Origin of the sequence: Burkholderia sp. lig30, from assembly GCF_000687455.2 — a bacterium.
Classification (GTDB): Bacteria; Pseudomonadota; Gammaproteobacteria; order Burkholderiales; family Burkholderiaceae; genus Burkholderia.
This window is the reverse complement of sequence record NZ_JGVW01000086.1, coordinates 98,360-114,967: the sequence shown is the minus strand read 5'-3', so window position 1 is coordinate 114,967 and position 16,608 is coordinate 98,360. Positions and strand designations below refer to the sequence as shown.

General features: G+C 66.2%; 14 protein-coding genes and 4 pseudogenes. 15 read left to right on the top strand and 3 right to left on the bottom strand.

What is annotated here, in order from left to right:
• Positions 1 to 39: 39 nt before the first annotated feature.
• From LIG30_RS25430 to LIG30_RS16475, 3 genes and pseudogenes are all read left to right on the top strand, one after another.
• A complete protein-coding gene (locus LIG30_RS25430; RefSeq protein ID WP_235510322.1) occupies positions 40 to 867 on the top strand; it encodes a transposase in 828 nt (275 codons plus the stop codon).
• Positions 788 to 2,836: pseudogene (locus LIG30_RS27295) on the top strand (hemagglutinin repeat-containing protein); the annotation flags it as partial. The gene LIG30_RS25430 and the pseudogene LIG30_RS27295, both read left to right, overlap by 80 nt.
• Before the next feature lie 49 nt (positions 2,837 to 2,885).
• On the top strand, positions 2,886 to 3,098 hold the full coding sequence (locus LIG30_RS16475; protein WP_152986122.1) for a hypothetical protein: 213 nt from the start codon (positions 2,886 to 2,888) through the stop codon (positions 3,096 to 3,098).
• A 135-nt stretch (positions 3,099 to 3,233) separates the two neighbouring features.
• Here LIG30_RS16475 and LIG30_RS16470 read toward each other — a convergent pair.
• Positions 3,234 to 3,698, bottom strand: a pseudogene (locus tag LIG30_RS16470) (DDE-type integrase/transposase/recombinase); the annotation flags it as partial.
• A gap of 100 nt (positions 3,699 to 3,798) precedes the next feature.
• Between LIG30_RS16470 and LIG30_RS16465 the strand changes: the two are divergent.
• The gene (locus LIG30_RS16465; protein WP_038713665.1) at positions 3,799 to 4,299 is read left to right on the top strand and encodes a hypothetical protein; all 501 of its coding nucleotides are present in this window, start codon (positions 3,799 to 3,801) and stop codon (positions 4,297 to 4,299) included.
• Between the two features lie 197 nt (positions 4,300 to 4,496).
• Entirely contained in the window at positions 4,497 to 4,742 is a 246-nt protein-coding gene (locus LIG30_RS27290) for a hypothetical protein (RefSeq protein WP_056405862.1), read from the top strand.
• A 2-nt stretch (positions 4,743 to 4,744) separates the two neighbouring features.
• Here LIG30_RS27290 and LIG30_RS16455 read toward each other — a convergent pair.
• Positions 4,745 to 5,182: pseudogene (locus LIG30_RS16455) on the bottom strand (tyrosine-type recombinase/integrase); the annotation flags it as partial.
• A 99-nt stretch (positions 5,183 to 5,281) separates the two neighbouring features.
• On the opposite strand from LIG30_RS16455, the gene LIG30_RS16450 reads away from it, so the two are divergent.
• From LIG30_RS16450 to LIG30_RS16425, 6 genes and pseudogenes are all read left to right on the top strand, one after another.
• The gene (locus LIG30_RS16450) at positions 5,282 to 5,542 is read left to right on the top strand and encodes a hypothetical protein (protein ID WP_056405859.1); all 261 of its coding nucleotides are present in this window, start codon (positions 5,282 to 5,284) and stop codon (positions 5,540 to 5,542) included.
• Between the two features lie 101 nt (positions 5,543 to 5,643).
• Complete coding sequence (locus tag LIG30_RS16445; RefSeq protein WP_038713662.1) at positions 5,644 to 6,636, top strand: LLM class flavin-dependent oxidoreductase; 993 nt, start codon at positions 5,644 to 5,646, stop codon at positions 6,634 to 6,636.
• Positions 6,637 to 6,805: 169 nt separating this feature from the next.
• The gene (modB, locus tag LIG30_RS16440) at positions 6,806 to 7,480 is read left to right on the top strand and encodes a molybdate ABC transporter permease subunit (RefSeq protein ID WP_038713737.1); all 675 of its coding nucleotides are present in this window, start codon (positions 6,806 to 6,808) and stop codon (positions 7,478 to 7,480) included.
• Positions 7,481 to 7,497: 17 nt separating this feature from the next.
• Entirely contained in the window at positions 7,498 to 8,250 is a 753-nt protein-coding gene (gene modA, locus LIG30_RS16435; RefSeq protein WP_038713661.1) for a molybdate ABC transporter substrate-binding protein, read from the top strand.
• 12 nt (positions 8,251 to 8,262) lie between these two features.
• Positions 8,263 to 9,042: a sulfate/molybdate ABC transporter ATP-binding protein gene (locus tag LIG30_RS16430; RefSeq protein ID WP_038713660.1), complete on the top strand. Its 780-nt coding sequence runs from the start codon at positions 8,263 to 8,265 to the stop codon at positions 9,040 to 9,042.
• Positions 9,043 to 9,067: 25 nt separating this feature from the next.
• Positions 9,068 to 9,556 (top strand): annotated as a pseudogene (locus tag LIG30_RS16425) (TOBE domain-containing protein); the annotation flags it as partial.
• A 99-nt stretch (positions 9,557 to 9,655) separates the two neighbouring features.
• Here the strand turns inward: LIG30_RS16425 and LIG30_RS16420 are convergent.
• A complete protein-coding gene (locus LIG30_RS16420; RefSeq protein ID WP_051995052.1) occupies positions 9,656 to 9,901 on the bottom strand; it encodes a hypothetical protein in 246 nt (81 codons plus the stop codon).
• A gap of 273 nt (positions 9,902 to 10,174) precedes the next feature.
• Between LIG30_RS16420 and LIG30_RS16415 the strand changes: the two genes are divergently transcribed.
• From LIG30_RS16415 to LIG30_RS16400, 4 genes are all read left to right on the top strand, one after another.
• Positions 10,175 to 13,633, top strand: coding sequence for an adenylate/guanylate cyclase domain-containing protein (locus LIG30_RS16415; protein WP_038713658.1), 3,459 nt, complete (start codon positions 10,175 to 10,177; stop codon positions 13,631 to 13,633).
• Positions 13,634 to 13,739: 106 nt separating this feature from the next.
• Complete coding sequence (locus LIG30_RS16410; protein ID WP_038713657.1) at positions 13,740 to 14,789, top strand: patatin-like phospholipase family protein; 1,050 nt, start codon at positions 13,740 to 13,742, stop codon at positions 14,787 to 14,789.
• A gap of 104 nt (positions 14,790 to 14,893) precedes the next feature.
• On the top strand, positions 14,894 to 15,514 hold the full coding sequence (locus LIG30_RS16405) for an HD domain-containing protein (protein WP_038713735.1): 621 nt from the start codon (positions 14,894 to 14,896) through the stop codon (positions 15,512 to 15,514).
• A gap of 500 nt (positions 15,515 to 16,014) precedes the next feature.
• Entirely contained in the window at positions 16,015 to 16,572 is a 558-nt protein-coding gene (locus tag LIG30_RS16400; protein ID WP_038713656.1) for a hypothetical protein, read from the top strand.
• Positions 16,573 to 16,608 lie beyond the last annotated feature (36 nt).

Sequence of the window (16,608 nt, the reverse complement as noted above, 5' to 3'; positions counted from 1 at the left end):
TGTGCGACCAATCAGACAATTCCAACGACCACCGCTTTCATGGCCGATCATAAACTCGACCTCCCGTTCTGGGAAGGTTTTACCGTTACCGAACTCGAGCGCACGCCTGGCGTGACGCGCATCACCTTGCTGCCCGAAGTCGGCAATTCGGCTCGATGCTCGGGCTGCGGCCAGCGCAGCGAGCGCGTGCATGAACAAGGCTGGCGCACGATTCGCGACCTGCCGATATTGGGCGATGCGGTTTGGCTACGTGTGCGTCTGCGCCGGGTACGGTGCGCCGACTGCGGGCCACGCACCGAGCGCGTGAGCTGGCTGGATCGGCACGCCCGAATCACCCGGCGCTTGGCCGAATTCGTCGGGCACTGGTGCGAGAAACTGCCGGTCGCCCACGTCTGCCAGCTATCGGGGCTGCATTGGGAAACCGTCCGGCGCATCGATACGCGACGCTTGCAGGCGCGTCTTGATGCGTTGCCCGAGGCACGGCCGAGTCGGCTGGTGATGGACGAATTTGCGCTCTACAAGGGCCACCGTTACGCCACCGTGGTGATGGACGCCGATACGCGCCGCGTGTTGTGGGTCGGGGAAGGACGCAGCCGGGAAGCGATTCGCCCGTTCTTTGACTGGCTCGGCGTCGAACGGTGCAAAGAGATCGAAGCCGTCGCGATGGACATGAACATCGTTCACGCCGTCGCCTGTGACCGCAACCACATGACCTTGCCGGCGCAGGCTCTCGACGATGGCAAGCTTCTGCAGGGGTTCTGTACGCGCGAATACGTGCGATCTGGCTACGCAGATCAACGCCAGCAATACGCTGTCGATGGCAAGCGGTCGGGATACCAATCTGCGTGGCGCGGAAGTCGCGGGTAACACGGTCGACGCAAGCGTGGGGCGTGACCTGAACATCCAGAGCCGTCAGGATACGAGCACATACGACAGCAGGCAATCGAGCGGCGGATTCCAGGCGAGCATCTGCGTGCCGCCGTTCTGCTACGGTCAGACGGTCAGCGGCAGCGCGAGCGCAAGCCAGCAGAACATCAAGGCCAACTACCAGTCGGTCAATCAGCAGAGCGGGATTTACGCGGGGAACGGCGGGTTCAATGTCAACGTCGGGAATCACACCCAGCTGGATGGCGGGGTGATCGCGAGCACGGCCAGCACGGACAAGAACACCCTGTCGACACAGACCTTCGACTATACGAACCTGAAGAACCAGGCGAGTTATTCGGGCGACACGATCGGCTTTAGCGTGAGCGGTGGTTTTGGTACGAGCGCGAAGGACGGTGCCACATTCAAGACGCCGATAAGTCGGATTGCAAACAAATTTCCAGGGCCGCAGAATTCGCAGGGGCTTGGGCCGACGGGCTTCTCCGTTGCCGGTACGAGCAGCGACGCGTCCGGCACGACGTATGCGGCGGTGAGCCCCGGGATGATCACGGTGCGCGGTGATGCGGGCACCGGTCGGGATAGCGCGGCGGGCATGAGCCGCGATACCGCGCATGCGAATGGCGCGGTGCAGAACACCTTCGATGCGCAGAAGGTGCAGAACGACATGGCGGTCCAGCAGGGCGTTGGCCAGGTTGGGATGCAGGTGGTGGGGGATGTGGCGACTGCGCTGAAAGATCGGGCAAGCAAGGCGTTCGACAAGGCGAATCAGGCAAACAAGGACGCAAAGGCCGCCGGTGACGAGGCTGGGGCGGCTCAGGCGCAGGCTGACATGACGGCAGCGCAGCAGCAGATGGCATTGTGGAGTGAGAACGGCGCAGCCCGCATCGCATCACATGCGGCCGTCTCGGGCCTTGGCGCAGCGATGGGGGGCGGCAACGTGGCGGGTGCCGTTGGCGGCACGATTGCTGGCGACCTTGTCGGCAATGCCGCAGCCGGCGCGTTGAGCGACACGGTCGGCGGCAAGGTGCTGTCGAATGTGGCGGCGGGATTGGCCGGCGCGGCTGCAGGCGGGGCGCTCGGTGGTTCTGCTGGAGCGATGACCGGTGCGGGCGGGGCATTGAATGCCGATCTGTACAACAGGCAGTTGCACGAGGACAGCAAGGCGAAGGAGCGGACGCTGGCGAAGCAACTGGCGGAGAAGAGCAAGGGCAAATACACGCAGGCGCAGATCGAAGAGCAGATGCGAATCATGGGAGCATCGATTGGGATGCAACATGAATCTGGTGCGCCGGCGATACTGGTGGGGCAAGTGCCTACGGATAGCGGGGCGCAGTGGATAGGTGCGAAGCCGACGGCCGATGGACAAACGGTGCTGACGCAAAAGACTGCGCAACCTGATCCACTGGTTCAAGCGTACATCCTGGACAATTACAACAAGGTGACACCCGGCGGTGTGCCGAGTATGGTCACCTACGACCGACCGTCGAGCTCCGGGTACGACTTTACGCTGACCGGGCCTTTCACGCGGCTGCCGAACCAGTCCGATTTGAATTACGTCAAGTCGACGATAGGCGATCTGGCGTCGGCTACCTCAATGACCGCCGGATGGGTCGGCTCGATGAGCGGCGCGTTGGCGTCTGCTCCGACTCCGTTCGCTCCGGCGTTCACACAGATTGCGTCTGGCGCAACCGCCATCGGCGTTGGCGCCGACGCTCTCGGGCAAATGGTAAATCCGAACGTCGGACAGTACGGAGTCAGCGGCGTGCTCAACATGGTGTCGAATGCCGCATCGGAAAAAAATCCTCTTCTAGGTCCGGTTATCAATGGGGTGTCCAGTACTATGAATAACAGCGATCGTTCGAATAAGATCCAGGGAATTATAAATTCTTATTGGCAGGGAGTCGTGAAGGCTGCTGCCGGGAGTGCTGGAGGAAGCGGTGCGAAAAATTAAGCTAATCGAGGATGGGAATTTTCCTCGATGGATGAGATGGAGTTTGATCGTGGTTGGCATCGCGGAGATGTATATCGCGGTGCGATTTATTCCTCCGTCGATTCTGGGGGGGGGCGTGTTGCTAGCCGGCTTCGGGATAGCGCTGGTCGGCGGCTTTACAAGCCGTGCCGCGATGTTGAAGATCAAGCCATTCGACAACAGCTACAAGAAGGCACAAGAGAGCTACAAAGTGAAGGACGACGACGAGGATCAGTCGAAGTAGGAGCGACGAATCTGGCGTTTGCCAGGTTCTGTACAACAGGCAGTCGCACGATAACGAGAAGATACTGGCGAGCACGGGGCTTTTTACCTACAGCGGTGCGGGGACTGTGGCGGAAAGAGGGCGGGCGCCCATCCATCAGAAAACGCAGGACGGATTTCGGGTGACCTCGGTGAACTCGCACCAGGCGATGAATCTTGCCGCGAGTTGTTTGCGGTAGAGCGAGGCGCGCAGCAGATGCCGCTTGAGCGCGAAGTGTTGCCGAATCGGCCCGAAGCACGAGAGAAATTCCTGCGTGCGTTTCGGGTCATGAAAGCCGCGCATGCGACGCTCGCGTTCGCGTGTCGGTTGGTGGCTGTTCTCTGCACGGTTGTTCAAGCGTGCAGCCGCTTTGACGAAAACGTGCTTCACATGAGCGAGCGCAGGAATGTCAGCCTTCGCCGCCGGATAGCTGCGCAGCTGGTCGGTGACGATCTTGCGCGGCACCGGGTTCAAACGCAGCAAGCGCTTTAAGAAGCGTTTGGCAGCAGCCTTGTCACACCGCTTCTGCAGCAGGATGTCGAGGTCGGCGCCATGTTCGTCGACGGCGCGCCACAACAGGTACCCGAGGGCAAACCGTAACCGACGCTCAAATGAGCACAATTGTTCGTGGGATCGTGCAAAAATCTAACGGGATCATCAGCCCAGAGGCGATACAGTTCAAATGAGGAAGATTGGTTTCCACGGTGGTTGCCGTATATGCGAGATTGGCCCCAGCTCGGATGTGATCCTGTTCTTCGATTGTCTGAAGACCTACGCCGAACAGGCTCACCCGGATCAGGACTGGAGCCTGTTGACCGATCGTTTGTATCGACGATATCTGCGGCGGGAAGAGCTGGACAAGGCTTCGGCACTGATGGAGCAGGCACACCATATCTTTGCGCAGCATCCCGCCGCTTCAGCCGTAGAGTGGGATACATTGTTGTCAGGTGACGCGGGGCGGAGCTGGCTGAAACCGGACCAGCCGACCCTTGCCGATGTGTTCAGCAAATACTTCGAGGGCTTTAAGGACGCTTGTAGTTCGGCGAAGTCATTTCTGAACGATTTCGCCATTTACCAGCCGGTTCGAGTGGTGATGTCCGATTTGCCGGGCTTCGCACGCGACAAGAACAAGCCGCTGGCGGAATACGATGCGCTTGAGGGAAAGCCGTTCTGGCTTCAGTAGAGCGCTACCGTCGCAGGATACGCTTGCGTGGGTTTTTACCCGGAACAGCAGCAGTGACCCGAACCCGGCCCGAGCGCCGGGATTGTGCTTTATGGCGTCGGAGCATCGCGGCGCTGGGCGTGCGAGGGTTAAAACAGCCGTTGCGCGACTTCCCTTCGGGCGTCCTTCGCGACGCTGCCTGCGATCAAGTTGGCAGCATGACTGCCTCGGACATTCCACTTAAAAATATCGAAAACCTGTCCGAACGGGCGAGGCCACCTCTTCTGGCGGAGCGGGGGCTGGTGACTGCGGAACTGGTTGAGCGGTTCCGGCTGGGGTATGCGAACTCGACGCTGACATACCGGCTCCCGAAAAAGCACGCCGTGGCGGGTTGTGTGGTGCGTGAGCAGTTGCAGCGGCTGGGGGTGATGCGCGCGACAGGCTCCACCAATCGCCACATTTGAAGTTACCAGTCGATGCGGTGTTTCTCTTCGGTTTCCCGATGTCGCTGGTCGTCATCGGCATGCTGGTAGAGGCTGGTTGTGGTGAGCGACGCGTGGCCGAGGTTGTCGCGAATGAGCCGCAGATCGACGTTGCCATCGGCCATGTGGGAACCCGCGCTGTCGCGCATCCAGTGAGCCGAAGCGCGCTCGAGCTGCGCTGCGCGCGCAGCGTAGTCGTCACCGCGCAGACGCAGCTTTTCCGCCGCGCCCGCGAAGATGCCCTTGACGATGGTATGCAGCGCCGCGCGCGTGAGCGGCTTCATGGACTTTCCGAGTGGCAGTACGAGCGGCGTGTCCTCGTGCGGCGAGGGCAGCGGGGGAAGGCCACGCTCGCGGCGGTAGCGACCGAGCTCGACCATCATCTCCGCCGAGGCGGGCACGAGCCGGTCCCTGTCACCCTTGCTTCCGTCCTTTCCGTCGAATTTATACACGACCTCTTGGAAGGCGAAATTTCAGGGGAAGCTCAGTGGCGTCCGGTGTTTAGGGATGCACGTGCAGGGATGCCGATCCGCTTCGAAGTGGACGCCATCGCGCTCGACGAAGCCGATTATTTGTACGAGTGCGCGGGACTCTATGCCTGGGAGGACACGCACCGGCGGCTGACCGGGCGAGCGGAGCAAGCCGCGCGGTTCGCGCTGCGCATTGGCCGGCCGATGCAAGTTGAGCCCGGTATGGACCGATCCCGGTGCGAACTTGCTCTGTTCGACCCTGGCGGCAGACACTGGCACTGTCTGCCGCCAGAGGTGTCGCGAGAGCCCTGAATCGTGCGATATCGATCAGCACCAGACTGCGTGCGACATTAATGGGCGGCATAGGCACGAAGGTTGCATGTGAGCGGTCGAGCCCTCACCACGAACCCGACATGTCGACATTGCCACAACGCTTCGGTGTGTTCCTGAACGTCGAGAACCCGTCGGGCGACGCCCGCGATGCGCTCGAGCAGACCGTGCGCACCGCGACGTTCGCCGACGCGCACGGCTACGACGAGGTCTGGGTCGCCGAGCACCATCACAGCGGCTTCGCGATCGGCAGCGCGCCGACCGTGCTGCTCGCGCAGATCGCCGCGCGCACCGCGCGGGTGCGGCTCGGCACCGGCGCGTCGCTGCTCGCGCTGAACGATCCGGTGCGCGTCGCCGAGGAAATCGCGACGCTCGACCTGCTGAGCGGCGGGCGCGTCGAGTTCGGCGTCGCGCGCGGCGGCCCGTTTCCGGAGCAATACCGCCAGGCCGGGCTGCCGTCCGCCGAGGTCGCGCGGGCGCGAACCTTCGAGGCGCTCGCGCTCGTGCAACGCCTGTGGCGCGAGCCGTCGACGCGCTTTCACGGCGAATTCTTCCGCTACGACGACATCGCGATCCATCCGCGCCCGTTGCAGCAGCCGGTGCCCGTGTGGCTCGCGAGCCTGAGCGACGATGCGCTGCGGCTCGCGGCAGAGCATGGCTACGGGCTGATGGCGACGCCTTCGGCCGATCTCGTGCCGGTCGCAGCGCAAGTGGCCGCCGAGCGTGCGCGGCGCGGCGATTTTCCGTTCGCGATCGCGCGCTTCTTTCATTGCGAGGACGACGACCGCCGCGCGATCGCGCACGGCGTCGCGGCGGTGCGCGATTACCCGCGGCGCATGGAGGTGCGGTTCGCGCCCGACAAGCTGCCGCCGATGTTCGCACCCGACGCAAGCGATGCGGTCATTGTCGGGAACGCGGTGATCGGCGATCCGGCCCGCTGCGTCGCGCAGATCCGGCGCCTCGCGGCGGCGCTCGGGCCGCACCGGCTGCTGCTGAAGCCTGCGGCACACGACCCGGAAGCGGGACGCGCGGCGCTTGCGCGGCTCGCCAGCGCGCTCGGGTTAGGCGGGACGTGACAGGCGGCGCGCCGCATACGGCAGGCGGTGGACAGGCAGGAGGCGAGGCGCGGCCGATAACGTGTGCCGCGCACGGCCACGCGCGACTGCCACCGGCCCGCGAACCGATGGCTCGCATCTTGCGAGCACAAGGAACGTCATGCAATTCATCACACAGGACGTGTCGCAAATGTCGGATTTCCTACAACGCGTCGACTGGCCGCCGTTGCTTTTGTCGCTGAAAGTCGCGGGCATCGCGACCGTGCTCGCGTCGATCGCCGGCATCGCGCTCGGCTGGCTGTTCGCGCGCCGGCGCTTTCCCGGCTGCGCGCTCCTCGAAGCAGCCTGCATGCTGCCGCTCGTGCTGCCGCCGACGGTGATCGGCTACGGGCTGCTCGTCGTGCTCGGCCGGCGCAGCGCGGTGGGCGGCTGGGTGTACGCGCATCTCGGCTACACGGTCGTGTTCAACTGGCACGGCGCGGTGCTCGCGTCGACGGTCGTCGCGCTGCCGCTCGTGCTGAAGGCGGCGAGCGCCGGATTCGCCGGCGTCGACGGCACGCTCGAGGCCGCCGCGCGCACGTTGCGGCAATCGCCGTTCTCGGTATTCGCGCGGGTCACGCTGCCGCTCGCGTGGCCGACGATCCTCGCGGGCGCGCTGCTCGCGTTCGCGCGCGCGATGGGCGAGTTCGGCGCGACGCTGATGATCGCTGGCGACATCCCGCGCCAGACGCAAACCCTGTCGCTCGCGATCTACGACGCGATGCAGGACGGTCGCGACGGGACCGCCTTCTTCCTCGCGTGCATCACGTCCGCGCTGTCGGTCGCGGTGCTCGTTCTGTCCAAGCGCTTTTTTGCGCTGCGTTGATTACAGGAGCCTCTTCGATGCAATGCCTTCGCCGCTTTCTCGCCTGCCTGTCAGTGCTGCTCGTTCCCGTCGCCGCGTGCGCGCAGCAGCTCACCGTGTCCGCCGCCGCGAGCCTGACCGATGCGTTCAAGGAAATCGGCGCGCGCTTCGAGGCCACGCACCCGGACGTGACCGTGCGCCTGAACTTCGCCGCGTCCGGCGTGCTGCTGCAGCAGATCCGCATGGGCGCGCCCGTCGACGTGTTCGTCAGCGCCGACGAGGAGACCGTCGCGCGCGGCATCGAGGCGGGCGTGTTCGATCCGGCGACGAAGCAGGATTTCGCGGCGAACACGCTCGTGCTCGTCGTGCCGGCCGGCCAGGCGTCGCCGGTGAAGTCGCTGGCCGGCCTCGCCGATCCGGCGGTGCGGCGCATCGCGATCGGCAAGACCGCGACGGTGCCGTGCGGGCGCTACACGCAGCAGGCGCTGTCGCGCGCGAAGCTGTGGGAGGCGCTCGGCCCGAAGTTCGTGCAGGCCGACAGCGTGCGGCAGGTGCTCGATTACGTCGCGCGCGCGGAGGCCGACGCGGGCTTCGTCTACCGCACCGAGGCGATGCTGATGCCGGACCGGGTCGGCATCGTGCAGACGGTCGACGGCCACGATCCCGTCACCTATCCGGTCGTCGCGGTCGGCGCGAGCCGCGAGCCGGCGCTGGCGAAGGCGTTCATCGCGTATCTGATGAGCCCGCCCGCGCAGGCGATCCTGAAGCGCTACGGCTTTGCGCGCGCCTGACGGGAGCACCCCATGATCGACGTCGATCTCGATGCGACGGTGTCGGACGGCACGCGGCGCTTCGCGCTCGCCACGCGCTTCGCGTCCGACGCGCGCGTGATCGCGCTCTACGGGCCGTCGGGCGCGGGCAAGTCGCTCACGCTGCACGCGATCGCGGGGCTGCTGACGCCTCGTCACGGGCACGTGCGCGTCGACGGGCGCACGCTGTTCGACGCGGCGCGCGGCGTCGACCTGCCGCCCGAGCAGCGCGGCGTCGGCTGCCTGTTCCAGCATTACGCGCTGTTTCCGCACCTGACGGTGTTCAAGAACGTCGCATTCGGGCTGACGAGCTGGTATCGGCGCGGCCTGTCGAACGACGCGCGCCTGCGCGTCGACGGCCTGCTCGAATCCTTCGGCCTCGCGTCGCTCGCACACTGCCGGCCGCATGCGCTGTCGGGCGGGCAGCGGCAGCGCGTCGCGCTCGCGCGCGCGCTCGCCTGCCGGCCCGGGCTGCTGTTGCTCGACGAGCCGTTCTCGGCGCTGAACCCGGCGCTGCGCGACGACCTGCGCCGGCACCTGCGCGACGTGATCCGCGACTGGGACATCCCGGCCGTGATGATCACGCACGACGTCGACGACGTCGTCGCGCTTGCCGATGTCGCGTTCGTGGTCGAGCAGGGCGCGGTGGTGCGCGAGATCGACGTGCGGCGCGGCGTCGCGACGATGCTGGCGCGCGCGCCACGGGAAGCGCCGCCGCTCGACGCGCGCGAACAGCGCGTGCGCGAGCTGCTGCGCGTGTCCGCGTTCGGATGAACGGCGCGGCGCGCTGCCGTGCGAACAGAAAACGTGGCTCAACCCATTGCCGGCGCTCGCCGGCCTTTTCAGGAGAATCTCGATGAAAACCACCGCTCGCAACCAGTTCACCGGCACCATCGCCACGGTCGACGCGGGGCCGGTCACGACGCAGGTGTCGGTCACGATACCGGGCGATCAGCAGATCGTCGCGACGCTGACGACGGCCGCCGCGCAACGCCTGAAGCTCACGGTGGGGCAGGAGGCGATCCTGCTGATCAAGTCGTCGGCGGTCGTGCTGGTCACCGATTTCGCGGGCTACGCGCTGTCCGCGCGCAACCAGTTCGCCGGCACGATTTCGCGCGTCGAGCGCGGCGCGACGACGTCGCTCGTCGGCGTGACGCTTCCGGGCGGCGTGAGCCTGACGGCGAGCGTGACGAACGACGCGGTCGATGCGCTGTCGCTGGCGGTCGGCCAGCCGGCGACGGCCGTGTTCAAGGCGTATTCGGTGATGGTCGCGGTTGCCGCGCAGTAACGGGATTCGACCTCGCAAGACTGCGCGCATCACGCACTGCCGGCCGTTGCGCGCGGCACCGGCGCACAACCGTTCGCCGGTGCCGACCGGCCGCGTTGCTCAATGCGGCCACTTCCTTCGCATTTCATGCGCCAGGAACACCACCAGGAAAATGCCCAGCATCGCGGTGCCGACCGACAGAGACTCGTCGAGCTTGACGGCGCCGTGTGTCAGTTCGGCATAGACGCCGAATCCGGCGCCCGCCGCCGCGGCGAGCAGGCCGAGCGCCAGCAACCGGATCGATCCGGCTTGCACGTCGTGATCGTCGATGTGTTTTTGCATATTGCCCCCGATGGCCTGTTTCATGTGATCGGGCGCGACATGGCGAACTCGCCTGCGCGGATGTCGCGGACCGTTTTACCGACCCACTATATCCCGCCATAAATATCGCCAAATCGCATGTTGCGTTGCGCGCGGCGACGAAGGCACACGCGCGCCGCGGGCCCCGGACGACGCGGCGCGGCGCGGATCGCGCACGCCGCGTCACGCGCGGAAACACGCGAGCGGGCCGGGTCTTGCCGCAACAGCATGCGACGCCTAATGTTTAAGCGGAACGCCGCGGTCACCGGAAGAGGTCCTATGCGCTGCGCAAACTGCGGATTCGAGAATCCCGCTGGGGCAAGATTCTGTGAAGCGTGCGGCGCGATGATGTCGCGCGTCTGCTGGCGTTGCGGCCACGCGTCGGGGCCTGCCGCCAAATTCTGCAGCGAATGCGGCGCGGAGCTGACCGACGCGCACGGCACGCCGCCGGCGCGCGCCCCGTCCGCCGAAGATCCGTCCCGCGCGCCGATCCATTACACGCCGCACCACCTGGCCGAGCGCATTCTCGCCGAACAGGCGGCGATGGAAGCCCGGGGCGAGACCGCCGGCGAACGCAAGACCGTCACGGCGCTGTTCGCCGACATGGCCGGCTCCACCGCGTTGATCCACGATCTGGACCCGGAGGAGGCCAACCGCCTGATCGAGCCGGTCATCGCGTTGATGATGGAAGCCGTCCACCACTACGAGGGCTACGTCGCCAAGTCGCTCGGCGACGGCATCCTCGCGCTGTTCGGCGCGCCCATCGCCCATGAGGACCACGCGCAGCGCGCGCTGTACGCGGCGCTGCGGATGCAGGAGGCGATGCGCCGGCATGGCGACCGCGTTCGCCTGGAAAAAGGCGTGCCGCTGCAGATCCGCGTGGGCGTCCACACCGGCGAGGTGGTGGTGCGCTCGATCCGCACGGACGACCTGCACACCGATTACGATCCGGTCGGCCACACGATCAACATCGCGTCCCGGATGGAAGGCATCGCCACGCCGTCGTCGATCCTCGTCAGCGAATCCACCCACAAGCTCGCCGACGGCTATTTCGAGTTCAAGGCGCTCGGCGCCACCCAGGTCAAGGGCATCCCCGAGCCGCTCGTCGTGTACGAGGTGGTGGGCCTCGGCGCGCTGCGCACGCGCCTGCAGCTCGCCGCGCGCCGCGGGCTCGCCCGCTTCGTCGGCCGCGAGGCCGAGCTGGACTGCCTGGGCCGGGCGCTGGAGCAGGCGAGGGCGGGCCACGGGCAGGTCGTCGCGGTGGCGGGCGAGGCCGGGGTCGGCAAGTCGCGGCTGTTCCACGAATTCAAGGAGCGCACGCGGCGCGGCTGCCTGGTGCTGGAGACCTTCTCGGTGTCGCACGGCAAGGCCTTCGCGTATCTGCCGCTGATCGACCTGCTGAAGAACTATTTCCAGATCACGGCCCAGGATGACGAACGGCGCTGCCGCGAAAAGGTGATGGGCAAGGCGCTGACGCTCGAGCGCAGCTTCGAGGACCGGGTGCCGTACCTGCTGTATCTGCTGGGCGTCGGCGAGCGCGGCTCGGCGCTCGCCGAAATGGACCCGCAGATCCGGCGGGACCGCACCTTCGACGCGATGACGGACATTCTCGCGCGCGAGAGCCGCGACCAGCCGGTCGAGCTGCTGTTCGAAGACCTGCAATGGCTGGACCGCGAGACCGACGCGTTCCTCGCGTGCCTGATCGAGCGCCTGCCGAGCACCCGGATCCTGCTCCTCGTGAACTACCGGCCCGAGTATCAGCCTGCCTGGGGGGGCGCGCCGCACTGCACCCGGCTGCGGCTCGAACCGCTGGGCCCGGCCGAGGCGCAAGGGCTGCTCACCGCGCTGCTCGGCGACGATCCCTCCCTGATGCCGCTCAAGCAGCTCATCCTGGACAAGACGGAGGGCAATCCGTTCTTCATCGAGGAAGTGGTGCAGACGCTGGCCGAGGAGCAGACCCTGCTCGGCGACCACGGCCATTACCGCATCGAGCAGACGCCGGCCGCGCTGCATATTCCGACCACCGTGCAGGGCGTGCTCGCCGCCCGTATCGACCGGCTCGACGTCGCGGAAAAGGAATTGCTGCAGACGCTGGCGGTGATCGGCAAGGAGTTTCCGTTCAGCCTGATCCGGCGCATCTGCGATGGCGCGCTCGCGCAGTCCGACGACGATCTGCACCGGCTTCTGGCCCACCTGGAGGCGGCGGAATTCATCTACGAGCGGCCCGCGTTCCCCGAGGTCGAATATTCGTTCAAGCATGCGCTGACCCAGGAAGTCGCCGGCCAGTCGCTGCTCATGGAACGGCGCAGCGCGCTGCACGAGCGCACCGCGCAGGCGATCGAGGCGCTGTTCTCCGCGCGCATCGCCGATTACAGCACCGAACTGGCGCACCATTACCGGCTGAGCGGCAACGTGCCGAAGGCCGTCGAATACCTGTCCCGCACCGGGCAGCAGGCGCTCCAGCATTCCGCGCATCCGGACGCGCTGCGCCATCTCGCCGCGGCGCTGGAGCTGCTTGCGCGCCTGCCCGACACGCCCGAGCGCGCGCACCAGGAACTGACGCTGCGGCTCGCGCTGGGGCCGGCGCTGATGACCGTGCGGGGCTATGGCGCGCCGGAAGTGGAGGCCAACTACACGCGCGCGCTGGCGCTGTGCGAGCAGATCGGCGAGACCTCGCAACTGTTCCTGGTGCAACTGGGACTGCGAACCTACTATCAGTTGCGCGCCGAGTACGACACCGTGCGCGAGCTGAGCGAGCGGCTGTTCCGCATGGCGCAGCACGCCGGGGATCCGGGCTTGCTCGTCGAGGCCCATCTGGCGGTCGCGGCCACCCTGTTCTTCGGGGGCAGTCTCGACGCTGCCCGAGCGCACCAGGAACAGGCGCTGGCCCTCCACGACGCCGCACGCCAGCCACCGTTCCCCAACGTGATGGACCCGGGCATCCGCAGCCTGAATTTCCTGGCCTGGAGCCTGTGGCACCTTGGATACCCCGATCAGGCGAGCCAGCGCAGCCGGCAGGCGCTGGCCCTGGCCCGGCAATGCGCGCACGTCCCGACGCTGGCGCTGGCGCTGACCTACGCGGCGCAACTGCATCAGCTTCGACGCGAGGTGCCGCTCGCGCGCGAGCACGCAGAGGCCGTCGTGACGCTTTCGACCGAACAGGGCCTGCCGTTCTGGCTCGCGTGGGGAACCATCCTCCACGGGTGGGTGCTGAGCGAACAGGGCAGCGTGCGGGACGGGATCGCGCAGATGCGCGAAGGCCTGGCCGGCTACCGGGCGACCGGCGCGGAGATGGGATGCACGTACTTCCTGGCGCTCCTCGCAGACAGCTATCTGCGCGCGGGCGACACGGCGGCGGGCCTGGCCGCGATCGACGAAGCGATGGTGATGGCGGTCCGGTCAGGAGAGCGCTGCTACGAGGCCGAGCTGCATCGGATCAAGGGCAGCCTTTTGCTTGGCGCGCCGGACGGCCGCCCCGGCGGGCCCGCGTCCGGACGGGAAGATGAAGCGGAACACGCGTACCGCCGCGCGATCGCCGTGGCGCGCGATCACGGCGCCCGGTCGTTCGAGCTGCGGGCCGCGTCGAGCCTCGCGCGTCTGTGGCAACGCCACGGCAAGGCGGCCGAAGCCCGGCGAATCCTGTCCGCGGTCTACGGCGGCTTCGACGAGGGCTTCGATACCGCGGACTTGCAGGAAGCCAGGGCATTGCTCGATGCATTGCCATCGGGCGAAGAATGAACGATCCGCGCCGAGCGGCGCATCGGCGTGCCGCCGCCGGCGGGCGCGTGGCTGAAGCCGCGCGATGCGCGTCCGATGCGTGTCGGCACCGATGAGGAGACCGGAGATGACCACGAACGATGGCAAGCATCCGCGCAACGACGCGCACAAGCCGGTGGCGCTGGCCTTGCAGGGCGGCGGGATGCACGGCGCATTCACCTGGGGCGTGCTCGACCGGCTGCTGGAGGACGGCAGGCTCTCGATCGAAGGGGTGAGCGCAACCAGCGCCGGCGCGATGAACGCCACCGTCCTGGCCTACGGGATGCTGCAGGGCGGCGAGGCCGGCGCGCGCCGGGCGCTGCACGATTTCTGGCACGCGGTGGCGCAATCGGCCGACCGCTACAACCCGTTGCGCTGGACGCCGTGGCTGAAAGGCACGCACAGTTTCGGCCTCGATCATTCGCCGCTGTATGCGTTCGCGGACATGGTCCTGCGCGTGTTTTCCCCGTATCAGCTCAATCCGCACAATCTGAATCCGCTGCGCGAGGTGCTGGAGAGCCAGGTCGATTTCGTCGCGCTGCGCAAGGCATGCCCGATCCGGCTCTATCTGTGCGCGACGAACGTCGAGACGGGGAAGATACGGCTCTTTTCCGGCGAGGATGTCTGCGCGGACGCGGTGCTGGCGTCGGCCTGCGTGCCGACGCTGTTCCAGGCCGTCACCATCGACGGCGAGCACTACTGGGACGGCGGCTACATGGGAAACCCCGCGATCTTCCCGCTGATCTACCACTGCGACACGCACGACGTGGTGATCGTCCACATCAATCCGATCGTGCGCCGGGGCGTGCCGACCACGGCGGCGGAAATCCTCAACCGCATCAACGAAGTGAGCTTCAATTCGTCGCTGATGCGGGAGATGCGCGCGATCGCGTTCGTCACGGCGCTCATCCAGCAGGGCAAGATCAAGCGCGACGAGATGAAGGAGATGCTGATCCATTCGATCCGTTCCGACGATGCGATGTGCGCGCTCAGCGTATCGAGCAAGTACAACGCGGACTGGGCGTTTCTGTGCGCACTGCGCGACAAGGGGCGGCGCGAGGCCGACGCGTGGCTCGTGCAGAACTACCGGAATATCGGCCAGCGCTCGAGCATCGACATCCAGCAGGAGTTTCTTTGAGCACCGTGATGAAGCTGCAGGCGAAGGCAGCGGCAGGCCAGGTTGCCGGTGCGACCGACACCGCGCGGCACGGCGGCGCGCCCGGGACGCGGAAACGGGCGGGGATGAGCCGGACGCAGGCGCGCTTCGCCGACGTGTGGTCACGCAACGGCGGCGCGGATGCCGATGCCGTCTATGCCGATCTCGCGCGGCACTATGCGGAACCGGCGCGTCGTTACCATACGCTGCGCCATATCCGCCGCTGCCTGCGCGACTTCGACACGGCGCGCGGCGCGGTGCCCGACCCCGATGCGGTGGAGCTGGCGCTATGGTGTCACGACGTGATCTATCGCCCCGGCGCGCGCGACAACGAGCAGCGTAGCGCCGACTGGTTTCGGCGATGGGCTGATGGCCGCGTGGCGTCGGGCGAACGCATCTGCGAGATGATCCTCGCAACGAAGCATGCCGGCGCGCCGGCCGGACTGGATGCGCGCTTTGCCGCCGATATCGACCTGGCGGTTCTCGGCAGTCCGCGCAGCCGCTTTCGGGAGGACGGCACGCGCCTGCGCGCGGAACGCCCCGACCTCGACGACCGCGCGTATGACCTGCTCGAACGCGGGCTGCTGGCGCGGCTGCTGGCCCGCCCGCGCATTTACTACACCGATTTTTTCCATGCGCGTTGCGAAGCGCGCGCGCGTGTCAATCTGGCGTGGCGGCTCGAAATCATAGCATCAGACATGAAATGAAAATGTAATGCCTTATTCGATCGTCTTATTTCAAAAAATACTTTACCAGTCCCTTGCTTATGAACAGACGCTTGCTTATTTTTGATGAACGATAACCAGGAACAGGGGCTGCCCGCCGAATCATGGGCCTCTGGGTCGTGTCCGGGGAAAAGTCTGGTCTGTCTTGATCAATACAAAGAACACTGAGGCCATGGACACACGCCTGGTGCCTTGCCGGTAGCGCGCTGTCACACGAGCGCGGCCTCTCCGCGCGTATGCCGTGCGGCCTGCGATCCAGGCCGCTTCAATTTTCCTTCGCGTCTGGCGAATCCCGTTCGTCCGGGCCGGGAATTTTTACGTGCGCGCGAAATTCGATTCGGGTCCATATAAATCCGATATTCAAAAAACGACAAAACGATTCGAACGTCGATTGAATCGACGCATGCAGTCACATGAGGAGCGCAGCATCTGACCGGCAATGCGGGGGTATTTCTCAATGACCATCTCTGTCGAGGTCGAACATGAAGAAATATCCTGATGGAAAAGCGCTGCTGAAATGGTTTGGCATCACACGGGGCGTGCCGGGAGCATGGCGGCGCGCCGCTATCGGCCTGCTCGTCGCCGCACCGGGGCTGCTTGCGAGCGGCACGGCAGCGCTCGGCGTCGTTGCTGCGGCCCTGCCTGGCGTGGCCGACGCCGCGCCGGCAAACCCGTCCCAGCAATCCAACCGCAACGGCCACTGGGGCCATTTCCACGACGACAACGACGCCGACGATGCCGACGGCGAGCGTGGCCTGCCGGTCATCGTGCTCGAGGAAGCGGCCGCATCGGCCTGGGATGACGGAAGGACCGTCGGCACGCAACTGCAGTTGCAGAATCTCGGCGAGAGCAAGGCGCTCGACCTGCGGGTCACGCGCATCGACGTCGATGGCGGCGCGTATCGGGGACCCAACGCGCTTCCGTTGTCGCTCGGCAGCTTGCGTCCGGCTGAAGACGTGGTCTTCGACGCGATCCTCGGACTCGCGCCGATCGACGGCAGCCGGCATTTCCTGACGGTCGAGGGCACTTACGCATCGTGAGCGGCACTTCTTCAGGGTGCACGGGAGCATCAGCCC

Bases quoted from the DNA above. Each gene is read 5' to 3' on its own strand.
- LIG30_RS16410 (WP_038713657.1), top strand. From the start codon at position 13,740: ATGACCACGAACGATGGCAAGCATCCGCGCAACGACGCGCACAAGCCG.
- LIG30_RS16450 (WP_056405859.1), top strand. From the start codon at position 5,282: ATGCCGATCCGCTTCGAAGTGGACGCCATCGCGCTCGACGAAGCCGAT.
- LIG30_RS16445 (WP_038713662.1), top strand. From the start codon at position 5,644: ATGTCGACATTGCCACAACGCTTCGGTGTGTTCCTGAACGTCGAGAAC.
- LIG30_RS16465 (WP_038713665.1), top strand. From the start codon at position 3,799: ATGAGGAAGATTGGTTTCCACGGTGGTTGCCGTATATGCGAGATTGGC.
- modA (WP_038713661.1), top strand. From the start codon at position 7,498: ATGCAATGCCTTCGCCGCTTTCTCGCCTGCCTGTCAGTGCTGCTCGTT.
- LIG30_RS25430 (WP_235510322.1), top strand. From the start codon at position 40: ATGGCCGATCATAAACTCGACCTCCCGTTCTGGGAAGGTTTTACCGTT.
- LIG30_RS27290 (WP_056405862.1), top strand. From the start codon at position 4,497: ATGACTGCCTCGGACATTCCACTTAAAAATATCGAAAACCTGTCCGAA.
- LIG30_RS16400 (WP_038713656.1), top strand. From the start codon at position 16,015: ATGAAGAAATATCCTGATGGAAAAGCGCTGCTGAAATGGTTTGGCATC.
- LIG30_RS16405 (WP_038713735.1), top strand. From the start codon at position 14,894: ATGAGCCGGACGCAGGCGCGCTTCGCCGACGTGTGGTCACGCAACGGC.
- LIG30_RS16415 (WP_038713658.1), top strand. From the start codon at position 10,175: ATGCGCTGCGCAAACTGCGGATTCGAGAATCCCGCTGGGGCAAGATTC.
- modB (WP_038713737.1), top strand. From the start codon at position 6,806: ATGTCGGATTTCCTACAACGCGTCGACTGGCCGCCGTTGCTTTTGTCG.
- LIG30_RS16430 (WP_038713660.1), top strand. From the start codon at position 8,263: ATGATCGACGTCGATCTCGATGCGACGGTGTCGGACGGCACGCGGCGC.
- LIG30_RS16420 (WP_051995052.1), bottom strand. From the start codon at position 9,901: ATGAAACAGGCCATCGGGGGCAATATGCAAAAACACATCGACGATCAC.